Origin of the sequence: Paenibacillus sp. 2TAB23 (assembly GCF_052115165.1) — a bacterium.
Classification (GTDB): Bacteria; Bacillota; Bacilli; order Paenibacillales; family Paenibacillaceae; genus Pristimantibacillus.
Genome location: NZ_JBFRGD010000008.1, coordinates 213989 through 233647 on the forward strand (window position 1 = coordinate 213989; position 19659 = coordinate 233647).

Sequence of the window (19659 nt, forward strand, 5' to 3'; positions counted from 1 at the left end):
CGCCTTAGCTTTTCGTATTATAAATGGAAAACGAACGAATATGAGGCGTCCCCACACTCTCCAATATCGTTAAGCGGATATGCGAGGTGCGAGCAGGTTGAAGAAGTCGATCGATCTTCTTATGGCCGATCGCACTGCCTCTCGCGATTACCGTCCACTCGCCGCCGCTTTCCGCTTCCACCATATAACTGCGAACCCGTTCCCCCCGCTCGATTTGCTCCATCAGAACGATGCGATGGATATCTGCCTCTTGTTCCAAGCGAATCGAAACCGAATTGCTGCCGCTGCTCTCCGCCAGGGGTGTTCCATATCTTCGTTTGATTTCGTCGCCCAGCTCCAACAACCGCTTGACCTCCGCATCCGGAATCAAGCCCCTGCTGTCAGGCGCTGCGTTTAACAGCAGCATCGCGCCATGGCCGACTGATCTTTCGTATATATCGATGAGCTCCTCCAGCGAACGGAGCGGCGTCTCGTCATTCGGATGCCAAAACCAATGATTGCCTCGGATCGGAACCGGACATTCAGCCGGTACCCAATCCGGCGTTTCCGGCAGCCATGCTGTCATATCATTTGTGAACATGCTGACTCGCGCCTCATCCGCCGTATTCCAGCAAGGATAAGGAGCGACTCCATCCTCGTTGCCTACCCAGCGTGCGGTCGGCGCTCCCATATTAAACACGATGGCATTAGGCTGGTATTTCCTCACGAGGTCCATAATACGCGGCCAGTCGTATTGCCTGCCTTCAGAGCCCGCGCCATCGAACCACACTTCAACGAGCGGGCCGTAACCTGTGAGCAGCTCCGTTAGCTGCTCGCAGTAAATCTCATCATAGGCTGCTTCATCCGGATAGCGAGGATCATGCCGATCCCACGGCGACAGGTAAATGCCGAAGCCCAGTCCTTCTTCCAGACAAGCCTCCGAGCATTCACGAACGACATCCCCTTCTCCGTTCCGCCATGGACTGGATTGGACAGAATATGCGGTCGTATTCGTCGGCCATAAGCAGAAGCCGTCATGATGCTTCGCAGTAAGCATCACATAACGAAATCCGGCTTGCTTAGCCGTCTTTGCCCATTGCCTGGCATCCAATTCAGTCGGATTAAACGCCTCAGGGCTATCCTTGCCTTCTCCCCATTCGTGATTGCAAAACGTGTTCAATCCAAAATGACAAAACATGCCCAGCTCATAGTCCTGCCATGCCAGCTGCTGCTGCGTTGGCTTCGCTAAATACGGTTCAGTCAAATTTGTCCCCTCCATTTATCCGATATCGTCGGCATATCCACGCATTCAATCGCCGCTTCTTTCGTCCTCTGCAGCTGCCTCGGTTTCTTTGACCATAATCCGTTTTTGAATCTCATTCAATGGGAAATATTCAACCTCTCCCCCTTTTTCAGCTGTTGCTCCCAATAACAGAGCGATAATAGCGATATATACGGCTTCACTAATTTCTGTTTCCATAACCGCAGGGAGAAAAAAGAAAACTTTCGCCTGTATGTTGGCAAAAAAAGAGATGCTGTTCGGTCATGTAGACCGTTCAACATCTCCTCAACAGCATGCAATGGTTATTCAGCCATCAGATTGCTCAATCGCAAAATGGTCGTATAAGCCTGCTGGCGTGTGTACGTGCCTTTTGGACTGAAATTGTTGCTGCCCGTACCGTTCATAACGCCAAAAGTGAATACAAAATCAACGCTAGGCTTTGCCCAGCTGGCGATTTGCTTATTGTCCGCAAAAGCCGAAGCATCGCCCGTGATGTCAAAGCCGAACACATCTACCGTATTCGTGAGCATAACAGCCGCTTCTTGCCTAGTGATACTGCCGTAAGGATCAAACTTTCCGTTTCCTTTACCGTTAACGATACCCATAAGATTAGCAGCGATGACTTGTTTGATCGTCGTATCCGTGAAAGGGTTATCGTTCAAGCTCACTTCGTTCTCTTCCAGAATGGCATCGATCGTTTTGCCTGTCGTAACCTCTAGCAAATTAACAATGAGCTTCGCGAAGTCCGCGCGCGAAATTTGCTGTTTATAATAGCTTTGCAGTCCTTCTGGAACGAGGCCTCCCGCAATAGCTGCATCCACCTCTGTTTTGGCCCATGCATCAGGCTGGTCGCCTGCAACATTACCTTTGTCGATTTTGAAAAAATAACTCGTTTGGTCACCAGTCGCCTCATCAAATAGGAACAATTCATAATACGGCAAGCCGTATTCAAAGGCTACCGTTCCCGTTGTATTGGCAGCAAGGCTGTTCACAAGCTCTTTCTTGCCTTTTATCGTCCATGGAAGAGATTCGGAAACGAGAATTCCCTTCTCTAGGCTGTAGCCTAATACGACTGCACTAGTCGTTGCTTTCGCCGTAAACGTAAGCACTGCTTTATCCGGCACGATCGTCGATGTTACTTCCAGATCCTCGTAAAGCTCGCCTAGATCCTCAATCGTGATGACCTCATCCACTTCGCCTAAGCTTTTGGATACCGAATAGGTGTACTTGTCCTTTGAAACTTCTGCTGCTGCAGCCGGCATAATGAATGACAGCGACATCAAACAAACGGTCATCATTATAAATAAAGCCTTCTTCGTTCTTTTCATTTGCTTACCTCCGAGAATATGGTATCAATACTCGTATACCATTCTACAGCCCTTCTGGAAATACCTTCATTTTCGACAAATTTCAGTGCTTCTTCGCATTTGCAAGGCTGCGCTCTTTTTCATAATGGTCCTGCTTTGACTTTTAGTCGCTCTCGATCAAAAGGGGCAGCCGACCATCATCCAAGATGAAGTCGGCTGCCCCTCTATTTGCTTATTGATAGCATGCTGCCTGAGCGTGCATCGCCTACAGCTGATGCTGCTGTATAAGATCACGCTTCAGCTCCCACAATGCTTCGCTCAAATTAACCCGGTAGGCCTCCGCATTCAGCTTGCGCAAATATTGCGGCCAAAACCAATCGAACTGTCTGAGATGGTAATCTCTAATTTGCTCCAAGCCCGGCAGCTCGTATGCAAGCTCTCCGTCAATAAAGATCGGTTTTAATAGCGGCAGCGCCTCATAACGCTCAATATATTTATGAATGTAGGGATGAATCGGATCAAAGAGCTTTATTCGCTCACCCTTTGCGATATGCTGTTCAGCCTTCAGCGCGATATAATCCGCCTCCGCTTTGCCTGTCTCCTTGTTAATGATCCGGTAAAGCGATTTGAAGCCCGGCGTTGACACCTTCTCCGGGTTCGCTGATATTTTGATTACCGGCTCATAGCCGCCGTTTTTCTCGCGCGCGACAAGCTTGTATACGCCACCGAGCGATGGCTGGTCAGCTGCAGTAATGAGCTTGGTACCCACACCCCAGACATCGATCTTGGCTCCTTGCGACTTCAAATTCGAGATAATGCCCTCATCAAGATCATTGGAAGCCACGATTTGCACATATGGAAAACCGGCCTCATCCAGCATCTTCCGAGCCATCTGCGATAAATACGCAAGATCCCCGCTATCTAGTCGGATCGCATTCATTCGCTTTCCTTGCTTCTCCAGCTCCCTTGCGATTTGGATCGCGCTAGGAACACCGCTTTTGAGCGTATTATAGGTGTCTACCAGCAAGGTTACATGGTCAGGCAGCGACTCCGCATACGCACGGAACGCCTCTTCCTCCGAGTCATGGCCCTGCACCCAGGAATGGGCATGGGTTCCTTTGGCCGGTATCCCAAACAACATCCCCGCACGCATATTCGAGGTGGCATGGAAGCCCGCTATATAGGAGGCTCTTGCTCCCCAAATGGCAGCATCCGCCTCCTGCGCGCGTCTTGTGCCAAACTCAAGTAAAATATCATTCGCTGCAACCTGTTTGATCCGTGCGGCCTTTGTTGCGATTAATGTCTGGTAATTCATCATATTCAAGATTGCCGTCTCTACCAGCTGCGCTTCGAATACCCGTGCCTCCACGCAAAGCAGCGGCTCGTTCGCGAATACAAGCGTCCCTTCTTCAACGGCATAAAGATTGCCGGTGAAGCGGAAATTTTTTAGCTCTTGAAGAAACTCCTCTTTATAGCATTCCTCTTGCGCACGCAAATATGTAATTTCTTCTTCTCCGAACGACAGCGCCCGGATATAAGATACGATTCTCTCCAGCCCGGCAAAAACAGCGAAGCCATTGCCGAAAGGGAGCTTGCGGAAATAGGCTTCAAATACCGCTTTCTCGTTCAAGCTTCCCTGCAGCCAGTGTGCATACATCATGTTAATTTGATATTTATCGGTATGAAGTGTTAAATTCGTATCGCTCATCCCCATCTCTCCCTTCCCTATTACTCTTTCCAATACCCATTCCTTTCACTCTTATACCTGTATATAAGAAGAAATGCCTGACGGCGTCTTTTTTATAGACGCCATCGTTACGGCGAAACGTATAGAGAAAGGATGAGCTCACGCATATCCTTTCCTAGATTGTAAACAAAAATAGCGCTGCTGAGATCGGATGGCTCCTCTCAATAGCGCGGAATGGTTTGCCTGCACGTGCAATTAGGCATGTTATTTGAACCAGCCCTTCTCCTTGAAGCGGGTAATCGCCTCGATACGGTTACTGACGTCGAGCTTGTCTAGAATAACGGAGATATAGTTGCGCACCGTTCCCGTCGTGATAAACAGCTCACTCGCTATTTCTTTCGTATTCTTGCCATCGGCTACAAGAACGAGCACTTCCTTCTCACGTTCCGTTAACGGGTTTTCTTGGCCGTAGGCTTCGTCAACCAGCTCAGATGCAAAGATGCGCCGGCCAGCCATGACGCTGCGAATCGAGTCAGCCAATTCTTCGCTCGGGCTGTCCTTTAGCAAGTACCCGCTCACGCCCGCTTTAAGTGCACGTTCAAAATAACCGGATCTTGCAAAGGTGGTCAGGATGATCACCTTACAGTCTTCCCCCTTCAGCTCCTCCGCGGCATCAAGCCCCGTTTTGGCAGGCATCTCGATATCCATAATGCAAATATCCGGTTTATGCTGATGGACAAGGCTGACAGCATCCTCTCCGTTACTCGCTCTTCCGACGACCTTCATGTCATCTTCCAAATCAAGCAAGGAAGCGAGAGCGCCAAGCAGCATGCGTTGATCCTCAGCTATGACAATTCTAATCATACCCTCCATCCCCTCTCTCGCAATTGCATTAGATTTGTTTAATCACATTAGGTATTTTAATGACTAGCGTTGCACCGTCTTTGTTAACGATATCCAAGCTGCCGTTCACGAATTCCAAACGCTCCTTCATGCCTTGAAGACCATGCCCTCCGTAGTTGCGGGCCGACTCGGGAATACCTACCCCGTTGTCCTTCACCATGAGAAGCAGTTCTGCGCGTGAGGACTGAATCGTAACGGTGCAGGCAGAGGCTTCGCTATGCTTGACTACATTCGTAACAGCTTCCTTCAAGCACATGCTAAGCACATTTTCGGTCAATAAATCCGTCGTACCCAGCTTTATATTCCCTTCGAATTCGAATTCAATTTCGGCTGCCTTCAGAATCTGCTTGATCCGAAACATCTCGTCTTCGATACGCGTGCCTCGCATTTGGGTAACCATTTCCCTAACTTCCTTAAGCGCGGTTCTAGCCGTCTGGCGAACGTCGTTAATTTCCTCCTGCGCTTGAGCGGGGTTTTTGAGCATCAGCTTTCCAGCCAAATCACTTTTCAAGCCGATCAAGGAAAGCTTCTGTCCGAGCGTATCATGCAGATCGCGCGCGATCCGTTGTCTCTCTTCCATCTTGACGAGCTCCGATATCCGTTTGTTCGCATCCTCAAGCTGTCCTTCCAGCTGGCCTTGCTTGTTTTTGTTGTACGTATTGAAAGGCAGCAGAATGACTACAATCAAGCTGATGAGAATAAACGGAAACTGCGTGAAAAACAAAGAGTTTTGTGTAGCAAAGCCATAATTGACCGTAATGAACGTGCTGACGATATGGATCGCATACAAGGTAAAGAATCCAGCCCTATTCTGTATATTCCCGATAAAAAAGGCTAAGAAAATCGAAAAATAGACGTAGCTGAACAACAAAGTCATCGCAATCGATATGACAATCTGCACACTCGTCCAGAAATATACGAGCCAGCCTTTGGATACAAAGGAGAGCCGGTAGCATATAAAAAACAAAATAATCATAATGATGCCCGATACAGCCTGATAAGGAGTGGATGAGCGGAATATAAAATAGAAAGGCAAAATACAGAATACGACCCACACATATGGGCTCAAGCCTGTATTTTTATGAAAGATCTGATACCATTTGTTCATCGTCGTTCATCCTTTGTGTTAAAGCCGAATCGAGCTGCAAGGAGCGAGCATAGTACCATTTTATCATATACATCTCAAGACGTATTTATTTTACTTATCGTTATACATACGAGAAGCCAGCCTGTGAGGGCGTGGCTTCATGGTTGTCTATTTGGCAGACCTTATTTGAATTTCAAGCTAGGCTGAGTGGCTTTAAGCTTATCGGAATTCGACTGCACCTTCCGAAGGCGATGCTTAATCCCTTTGAAGCTGACGAATTTCTTGTCCGTTTCGTCCCACAAGCGGAATTGCAGCGATTCCAAGCTTTCGCTTATCGTAATTGTCGTTGCTTTATGAAGCGGAGGCGTCGCATTATGCGCTTTCTCCAGATTATAGTTGGGAACCTTAGGGCTTAAATGATGAACATGGTGAAAGCCAATGTTGCCTGTAATCCATTGCAGTACCTTCGGCAGCTTGTAGTATGAGCTTCCGTCAACAGCCGCGTTCACGTAACTCCATTCATCTTCATGCTCAAAGTAGGAATCTTCGAATTGATGCTGTACATAGAACAGCCAAATGCCCAGCAAGCCAGATACAAAGAACACCGGTCCTTGCACGAGAAGGAAGGACTGCCAGCCAATTGCCCAAATCAGAAGCGCATATAAGCCTACGATAGATGCATTCGTCAAATACGTATTCAAGCGTTCCTTGCGTCTTGCACCTTTAACGTTGAAACGGTATTGGATAAGGAAAACGCCAATTGGACCAAGTCCGAACATAACAAGCGGATGTCTGTACATGCGATAAGCAAAGCGGCGCATAAACGAAGAAGCCGCGTATTCCTCTACTGTCAGAATCCATAGATCACCGGTACCTCGTTTGTCGAGGTTGCTGCTTGTTGCGTGATGGATGGAATGCGAGTTTTTCCATTGTCTATAAGGAACGAGCGTGATGACACCTGTGATTGTCCCAAAAATGTCATTCGCTTTTTTACTTTTAAAGAAAGAGCCGTGACAGCAGTCATGGAAGATGATGAAGGTACGGATGACAAAACCTGATGTAAGCAGCACAAGCGGTGCCGTAAGCCAATACGAAATCGAGAGACTATAGTAAGCAGCATACCAGAGCAGAACAAGAGGCACTAACGTGTTGATTAACTGTCTGATGCTGGACTTCAAATCCGTTTTTTCAAATGGGGCAACTTCTTTCTTCAGGTGAGCGTGCTTCAGCTCTGTCATCGCATTCTTCCTCCTCAATATGACGCTTAGGAGTGTCCGTGGCGTCTATCGCAGTATTCTAACTTTATTGTAAAGAAAAGCGTCATGCGCTCATAGTCATAAGTGTCATCCGTTCATATGACAAATGTCATATATAACGTAAGTCTGCCACCTTTCTCTGCTAATATTAACAATTAAAGGGGAATTTCATTCATAATAAAAGCTGCATTCGGAAAAGTCATAGACTTTCCAAATGCAGCTTTTCGTTACCAATATATCGTAAAAGGCGGCTTTCCGCTAACGTCGATCGGGACCTCTTTAGAAGAAATTCCTGCGGCGGCTCCCGTAATGATGTCCTTTTCGAAACCGACGCTGTCAAGCTTCATTGTACGGGTAGCTTTGAGAAGAAATTTAGGCTCGCCTTCCACGGGAAAGGTTAGGCTTCCGCCAGCCTTGCCCTTATTTGCCGTAACTGCTTCTCTCGCAACCGATTCAACTTTGCCCGACTCCCGCCTAATGACGTCGTATAAGAGATCGCCATTTTTCCGAGCTGTGAATTGATCCGAGAAATAGCTCTCCTTGGCGACAAGCGGCCAATGCTCCTCTTTATCAAAGCCACCATCCTTAATCAAACGGCGCAGCTCCAGGCTATCTATCAGATCTTCAAGCTTAATCGTTGGCAGTGTAGGGATATCAGAGCCAGCTTCACCGTCTCCCGGTTCGCTTCCATTCTCAGGCGTTGACGCTTCTTCCTCTGTATCAGGCACTGACGCTGGAGGATTGAGCAGCTCGTCATATTCGAGAAGAAATTGTTGCAACTCTCTCTCAGCCTTGTCCTGCATTGCCTCCTCGTATTCTTCCCTGATAGTCTGAACAGCAGTCAGCGATGCTGCATCGGCAATGTTTTGCGCTTGCCGCTTTTCAATGAAAACCGTAAAAAAGTAAAACAAGTAGACACTTACGATGATTACAAGCGCTAAGGTGCCTATCGCAAGCAGCGACATGCTTCCGCGCTCATTCTTCACGGCTGCTACTATACCGCACCGACAGGAATCCCCTTTCACCTTGCCCATCACCTTTGTTACCCTTCCTTCTTCTCGCTGTACGATACGATCCATTGTGCCGCTTCCGCCCTTGAAACCGAGCCTTGCGGATTCAGCTTCGGCGTTTTCCCGAACACGGCTGTGTACGAGCTGTCTTCGTTAGTCAGATACTTATCGACAGCCCGGATGAATATTTGGCCAACCTTATCTCCGTCTCCATAAGGCTTCAAGCTAAGCTCCGCGGAAGCAAGCGGTATAATCGGATCGATTACGCTGTCCGCACTTTGATACCAACCCCAAAGCAGGCATAGCTCCTCTCGCGAAAGCTCCTTATCCAGCTTCATGGTTTGATCTGGGAATCCGGTGATGACCCCAGCTTGATAAAGCCCTTCTATTAGTTCAAAGTCTGCATGCTGAGCGGGCACATCAACGAAGCTCGGAGCGGAAGGCTTGAAAGGCTTAATGCCTTTGTTGTCATATCCGTACATCCAATGAATAAATTCCGATCTTGTAATAGCCTCATTGGGCCGGAAATTCCCCTCAGCGTCCAGTTCAATGTTTCCGCCCTGCAGCAGCTTTGCAATGAACGTCTCAGAAACATGACCTGCTGCATCAACAGCCTGTACAGTCTCCGGCTGCGTTGATGCCGCTGGAGTCTCGGTACTTTGCTCCTCTTGATTGGATGGCGTATTTACCGCCGTAGGCGATGGTACTTCAGTGACAGCTTCATTCGAAGTTACCACATCTTCCTCAGGCCCAGCTCCGCCGAAACAGCCTGCAAGTATAATAGAAGCAAGGCACGCGGATAGAACTAAAAAAGCCATTCGTTTAAGCAACGCTGATACACATCCTTTTCTACGGCACTCGCTAATTCATGTATCTCCACGCCATTAATATTACGCCGGCGGCTGCAACTAATCCGATTCGYATGTTATAAGCTCTGCGCGTTTCAGCATCTGCTTTGACATACATAGCTAGCAATAGCAGCAAACCCGGAATGTAAACAACAATTAATATAATGACTGCTGTCTGAAAACTGACATAATTGTGATCACCGGCCAAGTAACACATAATGAGAAAAACAACAGCAAAAATACCGGTATTCCACCATACGCCGCGTAGCAGCTGCTTATCATCCATTGCACGGACCCGCTTGAGCATTCTACTCACTTCCCTAGTCCAAATTTATCCTTGACCGGCTCCTCGATCACTTTCTCTGTCAGCTTCTCAACGACTTCCTGCTTATTCTCCATCTGCGTCAGCTTATCTTGGTTTTCCAGCAGCCTGTCATACTGATTCTGGGTAACTTGATGCCCGTCCTGACCCCAATGGCGTACCGAGTTGGGATTTGCTCCGTCTCTCCAAAGCTGATCAAGCTGCACGTTCGTCATTTTTTTATTACCGATATTTGAGGAATCTACTGTAATGCCTCTAGCCTCCAGATCAGACAGCGCCGTGCCTACCTGCTCATTCGTACGCCAGCGGTTCAAGCGCAGTCCAAGCAGCGGCTGCAGGATAAACGCTTTAAAAAAACCAACCTGCGACGCGCTAGCCGCGTCCGCGTTTTCCCGTTTAAGCAGCACATTAATCGTCATTGACTCAAAAGCGCTTGCAACAAAGGAGGACATCCGTTTACCAAGTGTGCTCAAAGCCTGCTTGCCGATCAAGTCTCCGATTTTATCGAAAATAAGAGCTCCGGCAACACTTTCTGCGAGCATTAAAGCACCCTCCTGAAGAGTCGGCATCGTTCCTTCAAAAGCAAGCTTGCCGAATACATTCATTCCCATATTAAGCGAAACCGTAAAGCCAAACGTTTTGGATAGGATCGTCGATTTGAGTGTGGCAATCGGTGAGCGCACTAATGCCGTTATACCGCCTCTAAGCGCACTAAATGCACCTTGAGCAAAGGTTGCAATTCGCGAGCCTGCAGCTCTGATTGCTCCCCGCACGCCGAGGTTCGTAACGAGCTGCCAACCGCCGCGGAAAGCTGCGGCAATTCCAGCTTGGCCGATGGAAATGACAGATATGGCTGCCAATCCGCCTATCCCGATCCCTTTGAGGAAATTAAAGGAATCACCTGCATACAGCGCATATACCGCTCCCGCGATTATACCCGCGGCTGCTGCAACGATCAACAGAGGTACCCCAATGGTTACGCCAAGCAAAGCAGCTACTGCTACAACTACCACAATGACGATTACAGCGCCAATGGCGCCAGCCAATGCTCCCGTCGCCGCTTGCTTAACCTGATTAAAGAAGCCTTCATACCATGGCTTGTTTTCCGGATCCTTTGTGCTCTGCTCGCCAGTGTCTGATGATTCGGTATCTGATGTTTCGGTATCGGACGTTTCTGAATTCTCTGTACCAGTTTCATCCGTACCTCCAGCCTCTCCAGTCTGCGAATCTGATCCTGACGGCGAGCTATTCCCGCCATTTGTTCCAGGTAGCTGCGGATCTTGAGTATCTGCCGGGCCGTCTGACGTCCCGTCCTTGCCCTGCTGACCATCGACAGCTGTTTCTCCGCCCGGCTGATTGGCAGATGGTGGATTCACATCATCTGCCCCACCCTCACCCGGTGTCCCGACGCCTTCTCCGCCTATCGAACCGTCTGGCCGGCTGCTTCCGGAATCGTAGCCTGGCATTTCGCCGTTCCCCCCCGGAGAATCGGGCAATCCCCCTTGGCCTGAGTCCGGCTCGGAATCGCCTACTTCATATGAGGGGGGCTGAACAGTGGAGCCGTCCGGCACAGCTGTATCCACAATTATAGGAGCTTTCGGAACACTTTTATCCGGTATCGTGTAGGAATCAAGCTGTGTATCGATATCAGCCTTTTCTGCAAAAGCAGAAGGTACTGATGTACATATCCATATTATGATTGTCAGCGCAAGAAAGAAGCGCCGCTTCGAGCTCTTTCGAATCGTAATCACAACCTCTCAGCCAGCGGCTATTCCATGTCTTCCTTACGCACCGTTACCTCTGAGGAAACCGGAAGCGTTATGCCGGACGATCGGAACAACCCTCCTGTCACGATAGGAGATTCCAACGTTACCTTCACAGTGACATAGGTATCCGATCCAGAAACATACTCATGCTTAGATAGGCTGTTCACCTTATATTTACCGGCAGCATTGCGAACTGCTGTCTCGTAATTGGCACCAGACGTAAGTTCGACCATCGCAGCACGCGCGCCCTCCATCGCAACCTGCTTCGCCACGACAACGGTCACGCCCGCATAGACGAACTGTGTAACAATTAAGATCATTAACAGGAACAAAGGCAGCACCCCAACAAACTCAATCGCTTGGGAGCCCCTCTCATTCCCTACTAGCCGCCTCAAGGGGCCGATAGGATTAACTCGGCCCCTTCTACGATTAAAGACTAATTTTATCGATAAAATCTTTAAGCTTGTCCACCAATTTTTTCGCAATTCCATCACCATCGCTTCCAAACAGCTTAATCATCGCGAGAATGAGTACGACAGCAAGGGCAGCAACCCCAATGTATTCAATGGCCTGCGCACCCCGTTGGTTTTTTGTATGATTCCAAATTTGAACTGATTTGCCATATAATTTGATTCCAAATTTCGTTAGCATGATCCGTTCACCTCCTCTCTTATTACATGTTGAATGCATCCCAAGAAATGCCTAGACCTTCCGGGTTGTACATAAAGTTAAGAACGAGCAATCCTATTACGCAAAGGATGACGGCGGGCAGAATAACAAAGGTCGTAATAAGCGTTACCTTCGGTCCAGCCTTCGCAGCCCGCTCCTTTATTCGGCCGATACGCGACTCTCGCATGTCCTCCGCAAGCAGCTTGAACGTATTCGCTATCGGTACACCTAGTTTGCTGCCTTGAATTAAGGACAGAATGAGTGTTTCTAGATCTTTGCATTGATTGCGGTGCATTAAACGAAGATATGCCTGTTCTCTCGGTACGCCAATATCCAGCTCTTGCTGAAATCGGCTTAACTCCTCCTGCAAAGGCCCTTCCATCGTCTTCACGATTTGCTTCATCGCAGGATCCAGCGGCACACCAGCTTGCAGCGTCACACTCATTGCATCCATGAAATCAGGAAGCTCAATCGCTATTTGCTCCTGCCTCCGAGCTGCAGCTGCCCGGATCCACATTGAAGGGAACACAAGGCCGGCCGCGAACAGAGCAAGAATCGTACCTCCCCCGCCTATGCCAAGCCAGGATAAGATCGTCCCCCCCAGCAAGCCAGAGAATAGACACAGAAAGCGAAAGCCATAGAAGGAATCTAGCTGCAAACCTCCCGGATACCCAGCCAATGCGATCTTACGCTCCAGCTCCTCTTCATTCGAGAACATACGAAATCGGCGTCCGATCGGCGCGAGCTGCTTCGACCACGCGAACACGCGCACGGAGAAGCGATTCGTCCACTTTTCCTTCTTTTTCTTCTCCAGCTTGATCAAGCCCAGCCGTTTAAGCAATGCTATTCGATGAAGTCGGTATCGCCAGAACAACAGCATGGACAAGCTCCACACTGCAAAGCCTGTATACAACAATAGTTCAGTCCACTCATTCATATTGTCACGCCTTTATATTGGATACTTTGCGAATCATCAGGAAGCCTGCCGTCATCAGAATCAGCACCACTGCCACAAGGATCATGCCGGGCAGCGTGAATATGGGCATAATAAAACCTTTAAATACCATATTAAACACGACGATGAGGAAAACCGGCATCAATGCAAGCGTAAGCGCTATGTAACGTGATTCTGCAGTCTGATTGCTAATCTCTTTATTCATGCGCTCGCGCTCCTCCAGCGTTTTGGCCAAATGGTCAAGCGCCTGTCCAAGATTGCCTCCCGCTTGACGCTGTACGATAACCGTTTGCGTCAGCAAGCGAATATCCTTGCTGGTGAAGCGTTCATGTACCCGTTCTAACACGAGGTGAAGCGTCGTTCCCATCTTAAGCTCCCTGGACATCGTTTGGAACAATAGCCCCGCAGGCGGCTTCAGCTCTTTCGCTACGACATCAATCCCTTGTTGCACGCTCATACCGGCGCGAATACAGCTTGAGAGCATCCGGCAAACCTCGGGCAGCTGTCGATTAATGAGCTGGCTGAACTTGCTACTTCTGGACTTAAGCCATTGCTTAGAGCCCCAGTTGATTACAAAGTAAGCAGCAAGCAGATTGTAAGGCACACCCAGGCCCATCATTCGTTCTACGAGAATGGAAAACACGACCCAGATCACAGTCAATATGAGCAGCCAGTCGAGCGGGCTCCGCTTCAAGTTGGAGGCCTCCAATCGGTCTTCCAGGCTCCGGCCATACTCTGTTTGCTTGAAACGGAGCGAGAGCCGATGATAGAATCCTCTCGACGCTTTGGCCTCCTCGGTATGCAGCTCATCCAGCTTGCGGTGAAGACCGTTCATCCGTTTGCGGACGCCACCAAGCTCATAGATGCCCAGCGACCCTAGTGCAACGGCAAGAAATATTACGATACTTAACCATAGCTCGTTAGACATAAGTCACTTCCTCCAGACCTTCGGCAAAAAAATCTATGCCAAGGTCATAGCCGTAAGCCTTCAACTTCTCATAACAATTCGGAACATATCCCGTTGTTTCATACCGTCCTATACTTTTTCCGTTTGCGCTTGTGCCTGTTCTGCGATAGCGGAAAATGTCCACGAGCTTCAGCTCCCCCGACTCGTCAACCGCCTCGGCAATGGACACAACCTTCCGCGAGCCGTCAGACAAACGCAGCGTCTGAACGACAATCTGAATCGCGGCAGATATAAACGGCCTCACGACTTCAGCAGTCATTGAGGTATTGCTCATCAGAATCATCGCCTCAAGCCGCGACATCGCATCGCGCGGGGTATTGGCATGAATCGTCGTTAACGAGCCTTCATGGCCGGTATTCATCGCCTGCAGCATATCCATTGCTTCTCCGCCGCGCACCTCACCAACGATAATGCGGTCTGGTCTCATCCGAAGCGCATTGCGTACGAGATGGCGAATCGTAATCTCACCGGTTCCCTCCATATTGGCTGGCCTTGCCTCCAAGGAAACACAGTTTTTGCGCCCCAGTCTAAGCTCTGCCATATCCTCGATCGTTATCACGCGTTCTCCAACGGGAATCGCTGCAGAGACGACGTTCAAGAGCGTTGTTTTGCCGCTGCCTGTACCGCCAGAAATGAGAATATTCATCTTTCCAGCCGCCGCTGCTTCAAGAAACTCCGACATTTTCTTTGACAGCGATTGAAATTCCAGTAGGTTATGCATCGCATACGGATCCTTCTTGAATTTTCGAATGGTCAGCACCGGTCCGTACAAAGCAATTGGGGGAATCGCTGCATTTATCCGGCTGCCATCCTCGAGCCTTCCGTCTACAAGCGGTGAGCTCTCGTCGATTCGTCTGCCGATCGGCGCTACGATCCGGTCAATGATATGGCGAATATGCTCTTGATTCTTAAACGATATATGCGAGAGCGTGATCGTTCCTTTTTTCTCTATGTACACTTCATTCGGACCGTTTACCATGATTTCGGTAATGTCCTCATCCTGCAGCAGCGGCTCAAGCGGCCCATAGCCCACGGAGTCGTTAAGGATCATATCCAGCAGCTTCGTCTTGTCCAGCTGTGTAATGATGACTTTTTCCTGCTCCAGCATGTCGGTGATTAGCTTCTCAATCGTCCGTCTCTTTTGAAAGTTGGGAAGCTTGATTAATTGGTCCAAGTTGGTTTCTTTTAGAAGCCTTTCCTTGTAATGATTGAAGAGAAAATCAATATAATCCTGAGCGCTCTTTTCGACCTTCGGCGAATCCTCAAGACGACTGCTTAACTGATGGAAGATGGACACGATTCACGCCCCCTTCTTGCTTAAGCAATTCTGCAGCCAAAGTCATGTAATCCTTCGCAGGACCTTTAAGTCCCTTCACCTTCTTCTCGGTCAGAAGCGGTTTTCCAAGGTTCATAGACGTCTGGACATTGCGCTTCACGTCCTCTGACAAGACGCCGATAACCGGAATCAGCGTCATCTTCCCAAGATGCTCTAGCGTGACATCATTTTTCTTGCTGTGCCTGTTCACCACAATGGACAGCTTCTCTTCGTGGGTCAAGTGATAGCGCTCCAGAATATCAAATACGCCTTTCATTCTCACAATCGAAGGACGATCCAAATGAAGCAAATAAAGCACCCGGTCCGCCTGGCCTAAAGCACAGATTGATATTTCATTCAGCTCCTTCGGCAAATCCAGCACGATATAATCAAAGTGCGCGCGGCAAGCGGCGAATAAGAGCTCGATATCCTCGCCTTTAAAGTTTTCTGCCTCCTGCGGATGAGCCGGCGACAGCAGCAGATGAACATCAGAGGGAGCCAGCTTGTATAGGACATTATCTAATTGGCTGTATGTCAATTCCTTTAGCACAGACTTTAGATCACCTAAATTCCGCTCAGACTGGATATCCAAATACTGCTGCAGACCGCCGAATTGCATGTTTAGGTCGATGAGCAGAACGCGGGCACCGGACTGAATAGCAAGTCCTTGCGCCAAATTAATGCCTGCCGTAGTTGTACCCGAGCCGCCTTTGGCGCTGTAAAGAGCAATGACCTGGCCGCCTTCTGACCCGGTTGAGCCGAGTGCTCTGCTCCGTTCCCGGTTATCTGAGGTTTGTCGCACGGTTTTATCGAGCAGCGTTTCGAGCTGGCCAAGCTCATCCGGTACACGTAGAATGTCGGATACACCGCTTCGATAAAGCTCTCGCAGCTGCTCAAATCGGCCATCACGCGACATAAAAATAATAGGCGCACTGCTGTTTACTTTTTTTAATTGTTGCACGATTTGCGGAATGTTCATCTCCTCAAGCGGCTCAGCAAGAAGCACGACCCGCGGCTCCAGCGGATGCAGATGCATATAGGCCTCTCTTGGCTTATCAATGGTTTCTCCAATGCTTAGATTCAGAAAGTTAACATGCTGAACAAGCTGCTGCATCAGGCGGCTGTCATCTGAAATGATCGATATTTTTGCAGAATTCACAGGCTTATTGCCCTCCTTTCGGCGGCGCAACGGCAGTTGGCGCCGGTTTCGCAGTCGGCTTGGTGCTTACAGATGACACAGGTTTAGCTGTCGGATTCGGATTAGCTGGCGTGTTCACAGCAGCAGCACCCTCAAGCTTTGGAGCCTCCTGCGAGGCCTTCGCATTGCCCGTTTTGAGCAAACGAACCTCTTTCCCGTAATTAAGCGCCCAAATTAAGCTTTTCGTGTCAGCAAGCTTCAAGAGCACGCCTACAGCTATCGTTTCGTCACCGCTCTTATGAACGCTGCTTACGGTTACCCCTTTTAGAAGCACCTTCGTCGTTCTACGATCCGTCGCAGCTTCCTTGGCGCCGCCTTCCTGCTCGTAAGATACGAGAATATCAACCGCATCATAAGCATCAATCTGGTCATCGAATACAGACATCGGTGCGCGAAGCATAACCTGACGGTACTCGCCTGACACGAGACTGTTGTCTCTAAGCATGACAGAAGTTATAACCGCTCCTTTGGCAATCGGAACCATGGAAACCTTCCCAACAAGTTCTGCAGGCGATTGGATTAGAGATTCCAGCATATACTTACGTGGAATTTGCTCCTCCGTCAGCAAGTCCTCCGTAATGAGCTGTCCGGCAGGAATGTTATTTCCCGCAACCTGGACCATAACCAGCTCCCCCATACTTTCTTTTGTTTCCTGCATGTACGTTGAGAATAAAACAACAGCAATCAATCCTAGCGCAATGGATACGAACAATAATAGAAATGCGCGCCTTTTCGACTCAAACATAGCTTTCTAACACCCCTGGTCTCTAGTAATAAACATATGCTCTAATCTCCGTTCATCCTTATGTAAAAAGCATGGTTTTGAACGGTATCGCTTCAATAGGCCAAATACATGGCAAGCGCCGTTCCTATAGCAATGAAGGGTGCCATTGGCAGCTCCTTCACTTTCTTTTGCTGCGGACGCAGCTTCTGCAGCAGAAGCAGCGGCAAAGCGATAAAAGCCGCAGCCAAAAAAGTAAACATAAAAGCCCAGATTCCAATCGACCAGCCCAAACATGCGCCGATCATCATGAAAAGCTTGATATCACCGCCGCCGAACTGCCCTTTGCTGACCACCGCGACAAGCAATGCGAGCCCTCCAAGACCGCCAGCTCCCGCGATTAGCTCAAGCATAGAAATATCCTTTGCTGCGAGATGGAGAACCAAGAACATGAATGTGCCGGGAAGAGTCACCCCATCATAGATCATTCGGCTTCTCACATCCGTAACGACACAGCACACTAATAGACAGACAAGCAGTACGGTGATAACCAATTGCATGTAAAAGCATCATCCTAACTAGAAGCGCAGGTACTGGATATCCTAGTCGTAAATACGATATCCCTCTACTTACATTTATTGGATTTTTGTTTGTGAACGGATTATTATCTTTGTTTAAATAAACAGATTTAAGCCTTTTAAAACAACATTCTCGAAATATCTCAAAAAATAACAAAAAAAAGAGACGTAGATTGATCATATCGCTCTTTTTAAATAATCGTAGGTTCTAGTGTAGCAGTGACACAGTCGGCTAGAAATAGTCTGGTTGAATCATCCTATACGTGCGGAAAATAGGTCTATTTCCCGGCGCCATTTTACATATAAGTGAGGTCGGTATTACTTTTTTGGTACTCGTTTACTAATTTCAAATCCCACCTATTTACTTTTCGCCCGATCACCATGACGCCATATAAAACACAAATGACCCACAAGAAGGCCACTTTTTTTCAAAGTGGCCTTCTTATGGGTCATAGGTTCAAAGCTCCTTAAGGAGCCTGCTCAATAGGATTAAATAGCCCAATTTCCTTTGCGGAAAATCGGAACGACCGTTCCGTCGCTCTTAATGCCGTCGATATCCATGTCCGCGGAACCAATCATGAAATCGTTATGCGTGATGCTTGAATTGACGCCGCTAGCTTCAAGCTCTTCAGGAGACATCGTTTTGCCGCCTTCAATATTAAACGCATAACCGCTTCCGATTGCAAGATGATTCGATGCGTTCTCGTCAAACAACGTATTGTAGAATAGAATGTTGGACTTCGAAATCGGCGACTCATGCGGCACTAGCGCCACTTCGCCTAGATAGTGCGAGCCCTCGTCGATATCGACCAGCTTCTGCAAAATCTCTTGGCCTTCCTCGGCTTCTGCCTTTACGATGCGACCTTCCTCGAACGTCAGCTTGAAACGATCGATGATGTTGCCGCCGTAGCTAAGAGGCTTGGTGCTGGATACATATCCGTTCGCGCCGGTTTTGAGCGGCACCGTGAATACTTCCTCGGTCGGCATATTCGCCATGAACGGGATGTTGTTCACGTTCGTGCTGCCAGCTGCGACCCAGATATGCTTCTCAGGCAATTCGATTGTCAGATCAGTACCGGGAGCCGTGTAATGCAATTTTTGAAAATGGTTCTGGTTGAGCGTCTCGCCTTTGCTATGTAGGTTAGCATTGTGCTCTTCCCATGCTTTTACCGGATCGTCTGCATGAAGCCTCACGGATTCAAAGATCGCTGTCCACAGCTTCTCGACCGCTTCTTCACCTGCCTCCGGGAATACCTTTGCCGCCCACTCCTTGCCGGCAGCCGCTACAACTGTCCAGCTTACTTTGTCCGACTGGATCGCTCTGCGGAATTCCTTCAACCCTTGGCCGGATGCCTTCTGGAAGCTTGAAATTCGGCTCGAATCGATTCCCTTCAGCAGATCGGGGCTTGAAGAAACGATTGAAATAAAGGCTGCTCCGCGTTCCACGAAGGCATTGCGCTTGCCGGTTTCCCACTCGGGAAATCTGGAGAAAACGTCCTCGGCTGCCTTCTCGTACTTTAACCGTGATAAGGAATCATCCGTCCAATCGACATGTACGTTGCCCGCTCCGGCCTCATAGGCTTTGGCAGCCACTAGTCTGACCAAAACAGCCTGATCGACAGCTCCCGTTACGAATACCTCTTGGCCTGGCTGTACGTTAACGCCTATTTTTACGATTAATTGCGCGTAAGTATCTAAATGCTGTTCATAACCGCTCATAAATTCGCATTCTCCCTTCAATCCTGCCTCTAGGCTCTTCTTGTTGTCCCTTAAATTGTATCGAAAATACAAGCCTACAGTCAAATAAGG

Annotated in this window: 20 protein-coding genes; all 20 read right to left on the reverse strand. The window is 48.8% G+C overall.

What is annotated here, in order from left to right; genetic code table 11:
* Positions 1 to 4 precede the first annotated feature (4 nt).
* Positions 5 to 1258: an alpha-L-fucosidase gene (locus AB4Z29_RS14170; protein WP_441943690.1), complete on the reverse strand. Its 1254-nt coding sequence runs from the start codon at positions 1256 to 1258 to the stop codon at positions 5 to 7.
* Positions 1259 to 1288: 30 nt separating this feature from the next.
* Positions 1289 to 1459 carry a hypothetical protein gene (locus tag AB4Z29_RS14175; protein ID WP_441943691.1) on the reverse strand — a complete coding sequence of 57 codons (171 nt, stop codon included), beginning with the start codon at positions 1457 to 1459 and terminating at the stop codon, positions 1289 to 1291.
* 104 nt (positions 1460 to 1563) lie between these two features.
* Positions 1564 to 2589, reverse strand: a complete 1026-nt coding sequence (locus tag AB4Z29_RS14180) for an S-layer homology domain-containing protein (RefSeq protein ID WP_441943692.1) — start codon at positions 2587 to 2589, stop codon at positions 1564 to 1566.
* 244 nt (positions 2590 to 2833) lie between these two features.
* Complete coding sequence (locus tag AB4Z29_RS14185) at positions 2834 to 4276, reverse strand: nicotinate phosphoribosyltransferase (RefSeq protein ID WP_441943693.1); 1443 nt, start codon at positions 4274 to 4276, stop codon at positions 2834 to 2836.
* Between the two features lie 243 nt (positions 4277 to 4519).
* Positions 4520 to 5119 carry a response regulator gene (locus tag AB4Z29_RS14190; protein ID WP_441943694.1) on the reverse strand — a complete coding sequence of 200 codons (600 nt, stop codon included), beginning with the start codon at positions 5117 to 5119 and terminating at the stop codon, positions 4520 to 4522.
* A gap of 28 nt (positions 5120 to 5147) precedes the next feature.
* Positions 5148 to 6266, reverse strand: a complete 1119-nt coding sequence (locus AB4Z29_RS14195; RefSeq protein WP_441943695.1) for a sensor histidine kinase — start codon at positions 6264 to 6266, stop codon at positions 5148 to 5150.
* A 161-nt stretch (positions 6267 to 6427) separates the two neighbouring features.
* Positions 6428 to 7483 carry a fatty acid desaturase gene (locus AB4Z29_RS14200; protein WP_441943696.1) on the reverse strand — a complete coding sequence of 352 codons (1056 nt, stop codon included), beginning with the start codon at positions 7481 to 7483 and terminating at the stop codon, positions 6428 to 6430.
* Positions 7484 to 7728: 245 nt separating this feature from the next.
* Positions 7729 to 8580 (reverse strand): pilus assembly protein TadG-related protein, encoded by an 852-nt coding sequence (locus tag AB4Z29_RS14205; RefSeq protein WP_441943697.1) that lies wholly within the window; start codon positions 8578 to 8580, stop codon positions 7729 to 7731.
* Complete coding sequence (locus AB4Z29_RS14210; RefSeq protein ID WP_441943698.1) at positions 8544 to 9341, reverse strand: S-layer homology domain-containing protein; 798 nt, start codon at positions 9339 to 9341, stop codon at positions 8544 to 8546. The genes AB4Z29_RS14205 and AB4Z29_RS14210 overlap by 37 nt, the downstream gene beginning before the upstream one ends.
* A gap of 31 nt (positions 9342 to 9372) precedes the next feature.
* Positions 9373 to 9666, reverse strand: a complete 294-nt coding sequence (locus AB4Z29_RS14215) for a hypothetical protein (RefSeq protein ID WP_441943699.1) — start codon at positions 9664 to 9666, stop codon at positions 9373 to 9375.
* A gap of 5 nt (positions 9667 to 9671) precedes the next feature.
* Positions 9672 to 11432, reverse strand: coding sequence for a hypothetical protein (locus AB4Z29_RS14220; protein ID WP_441943700.1), 1761 nt, complete (start codon positions 11430 to 11432; stop codon positions 9672 to 9674).
* A 17-nt stretch (positions 11433 to 11449) separates the two neighbouring features.
* The gene (locus AB4Z29_RS14225; RefSeq protein ID WP_441943701.1) at positions 11450 to 11944 is read right to left on the reverse strand and encodes a TadE/TadG family type IV pilus assembly protein; all 495 of its coding nucleotides are present in this window, start codon (positions 11942 to 11944) and stop codon (positions 11450 to 11452) included.
* On the reverse strand, positions 11877 to 12098 hold the full coding sequence (locus AB4Z29_RS14230) for a Flp family type IVb pilin (RefSeq protein WP_441943702.1): 222 nt from the start codon (positions 12096 to 12098) through the stop codon (positions 11877 to 11879). The genes AB4Z29_RS14225 and AB4Z29_RS14230 overlap by 68 nt, the downstream gene beginning before the upstream one ends.
* Positions 12099 to 12120: 22 nt before the next feature.
* A complete protein-coding gene (locus AB4Z29_RS14235) occupies positions 12121 to 13053 on the reverse strand; it encodes a type II secretion system F family protein (protein WP_441943703.1) in 933 nt (310 codons plus the stop codon).
* Between the two features lie 4 nt (positions 13054 to 13057).
* Positions 13058 to 13999, reverse strand: coding sequence for a type II secretion system F family protein (locus tag AB4Z29_RS14240; protein WP_441943704.1), 942 nt, complete (start codon positions 13997 to 13999; stop codon positions 13058 to 13060).
* On the reverse strand, positions 13992 to 15335 hold the full coding sequence (locus tag AB4Z29_RS14245) for a CpaF family protein (RefSeq protein ID WP_441943705.1): 1344 nt from the start codon (positions 15333 to 15335) through the stop codon (positions 13992 to 13994). The genes AB4Z29_RS14240 and AB4Z29_RS14245 overlap by 8 nt, the downstream gene beginning before the upstream one ends.
* Positions 15301 to 16512, reverse strand: a complete 1212-nt coding sequence (locus tag AB4Z29_RS14250) for an AAA family ATPase (protein WP_441943706.1) — start codon at positions 16510 to 16512, stop codon at positions 15301 to 15303. The genes AB4Z29_RS14245 and AB4Z29_RS14250 overlap by 35 nt, the downstream gene beginning before the upstream one ends.
* A 4-nt stretch (positions 16513 to 16516) precedes the next feature.
* Positions 16517 to 17296, reverse strand: a complete 780-nt coding sequence (locus tag AB4Z29_RS14255; RefSeq protein ID WP_441943707.1) for an SAF domain-containing protein — start codon at positions 17294 to 17296, stop codon at positions 16517 to 16519.
* 92 nt (positions 17297 to 17388) lie between these two features.
* The gene (locus tag AB4Z29_RS14260; RefSeq protein WP_441943708.1) at positions 17389 to 17832 is read right to left on the reverse strand and encodes a prepilin peptidase; all 444 of its coding nucleotides are present in this window, start codon (positions 17830 to 17832) and stop codon (positions 17389 to 17391) included.
* Between the two features lie 507 nt (positions 17833 to 18339).
* Entirely contained in the window at positions 18340 to 19569 is a 1230-nt protein-coding gene (locus tag AB4Z29_RS14265) for an aminopeptidase (RefSeq protein WP_441943709.1), read from the reverse strand.
* Positions 19570 to 19659: the final 90 nt, after the last annotated feature.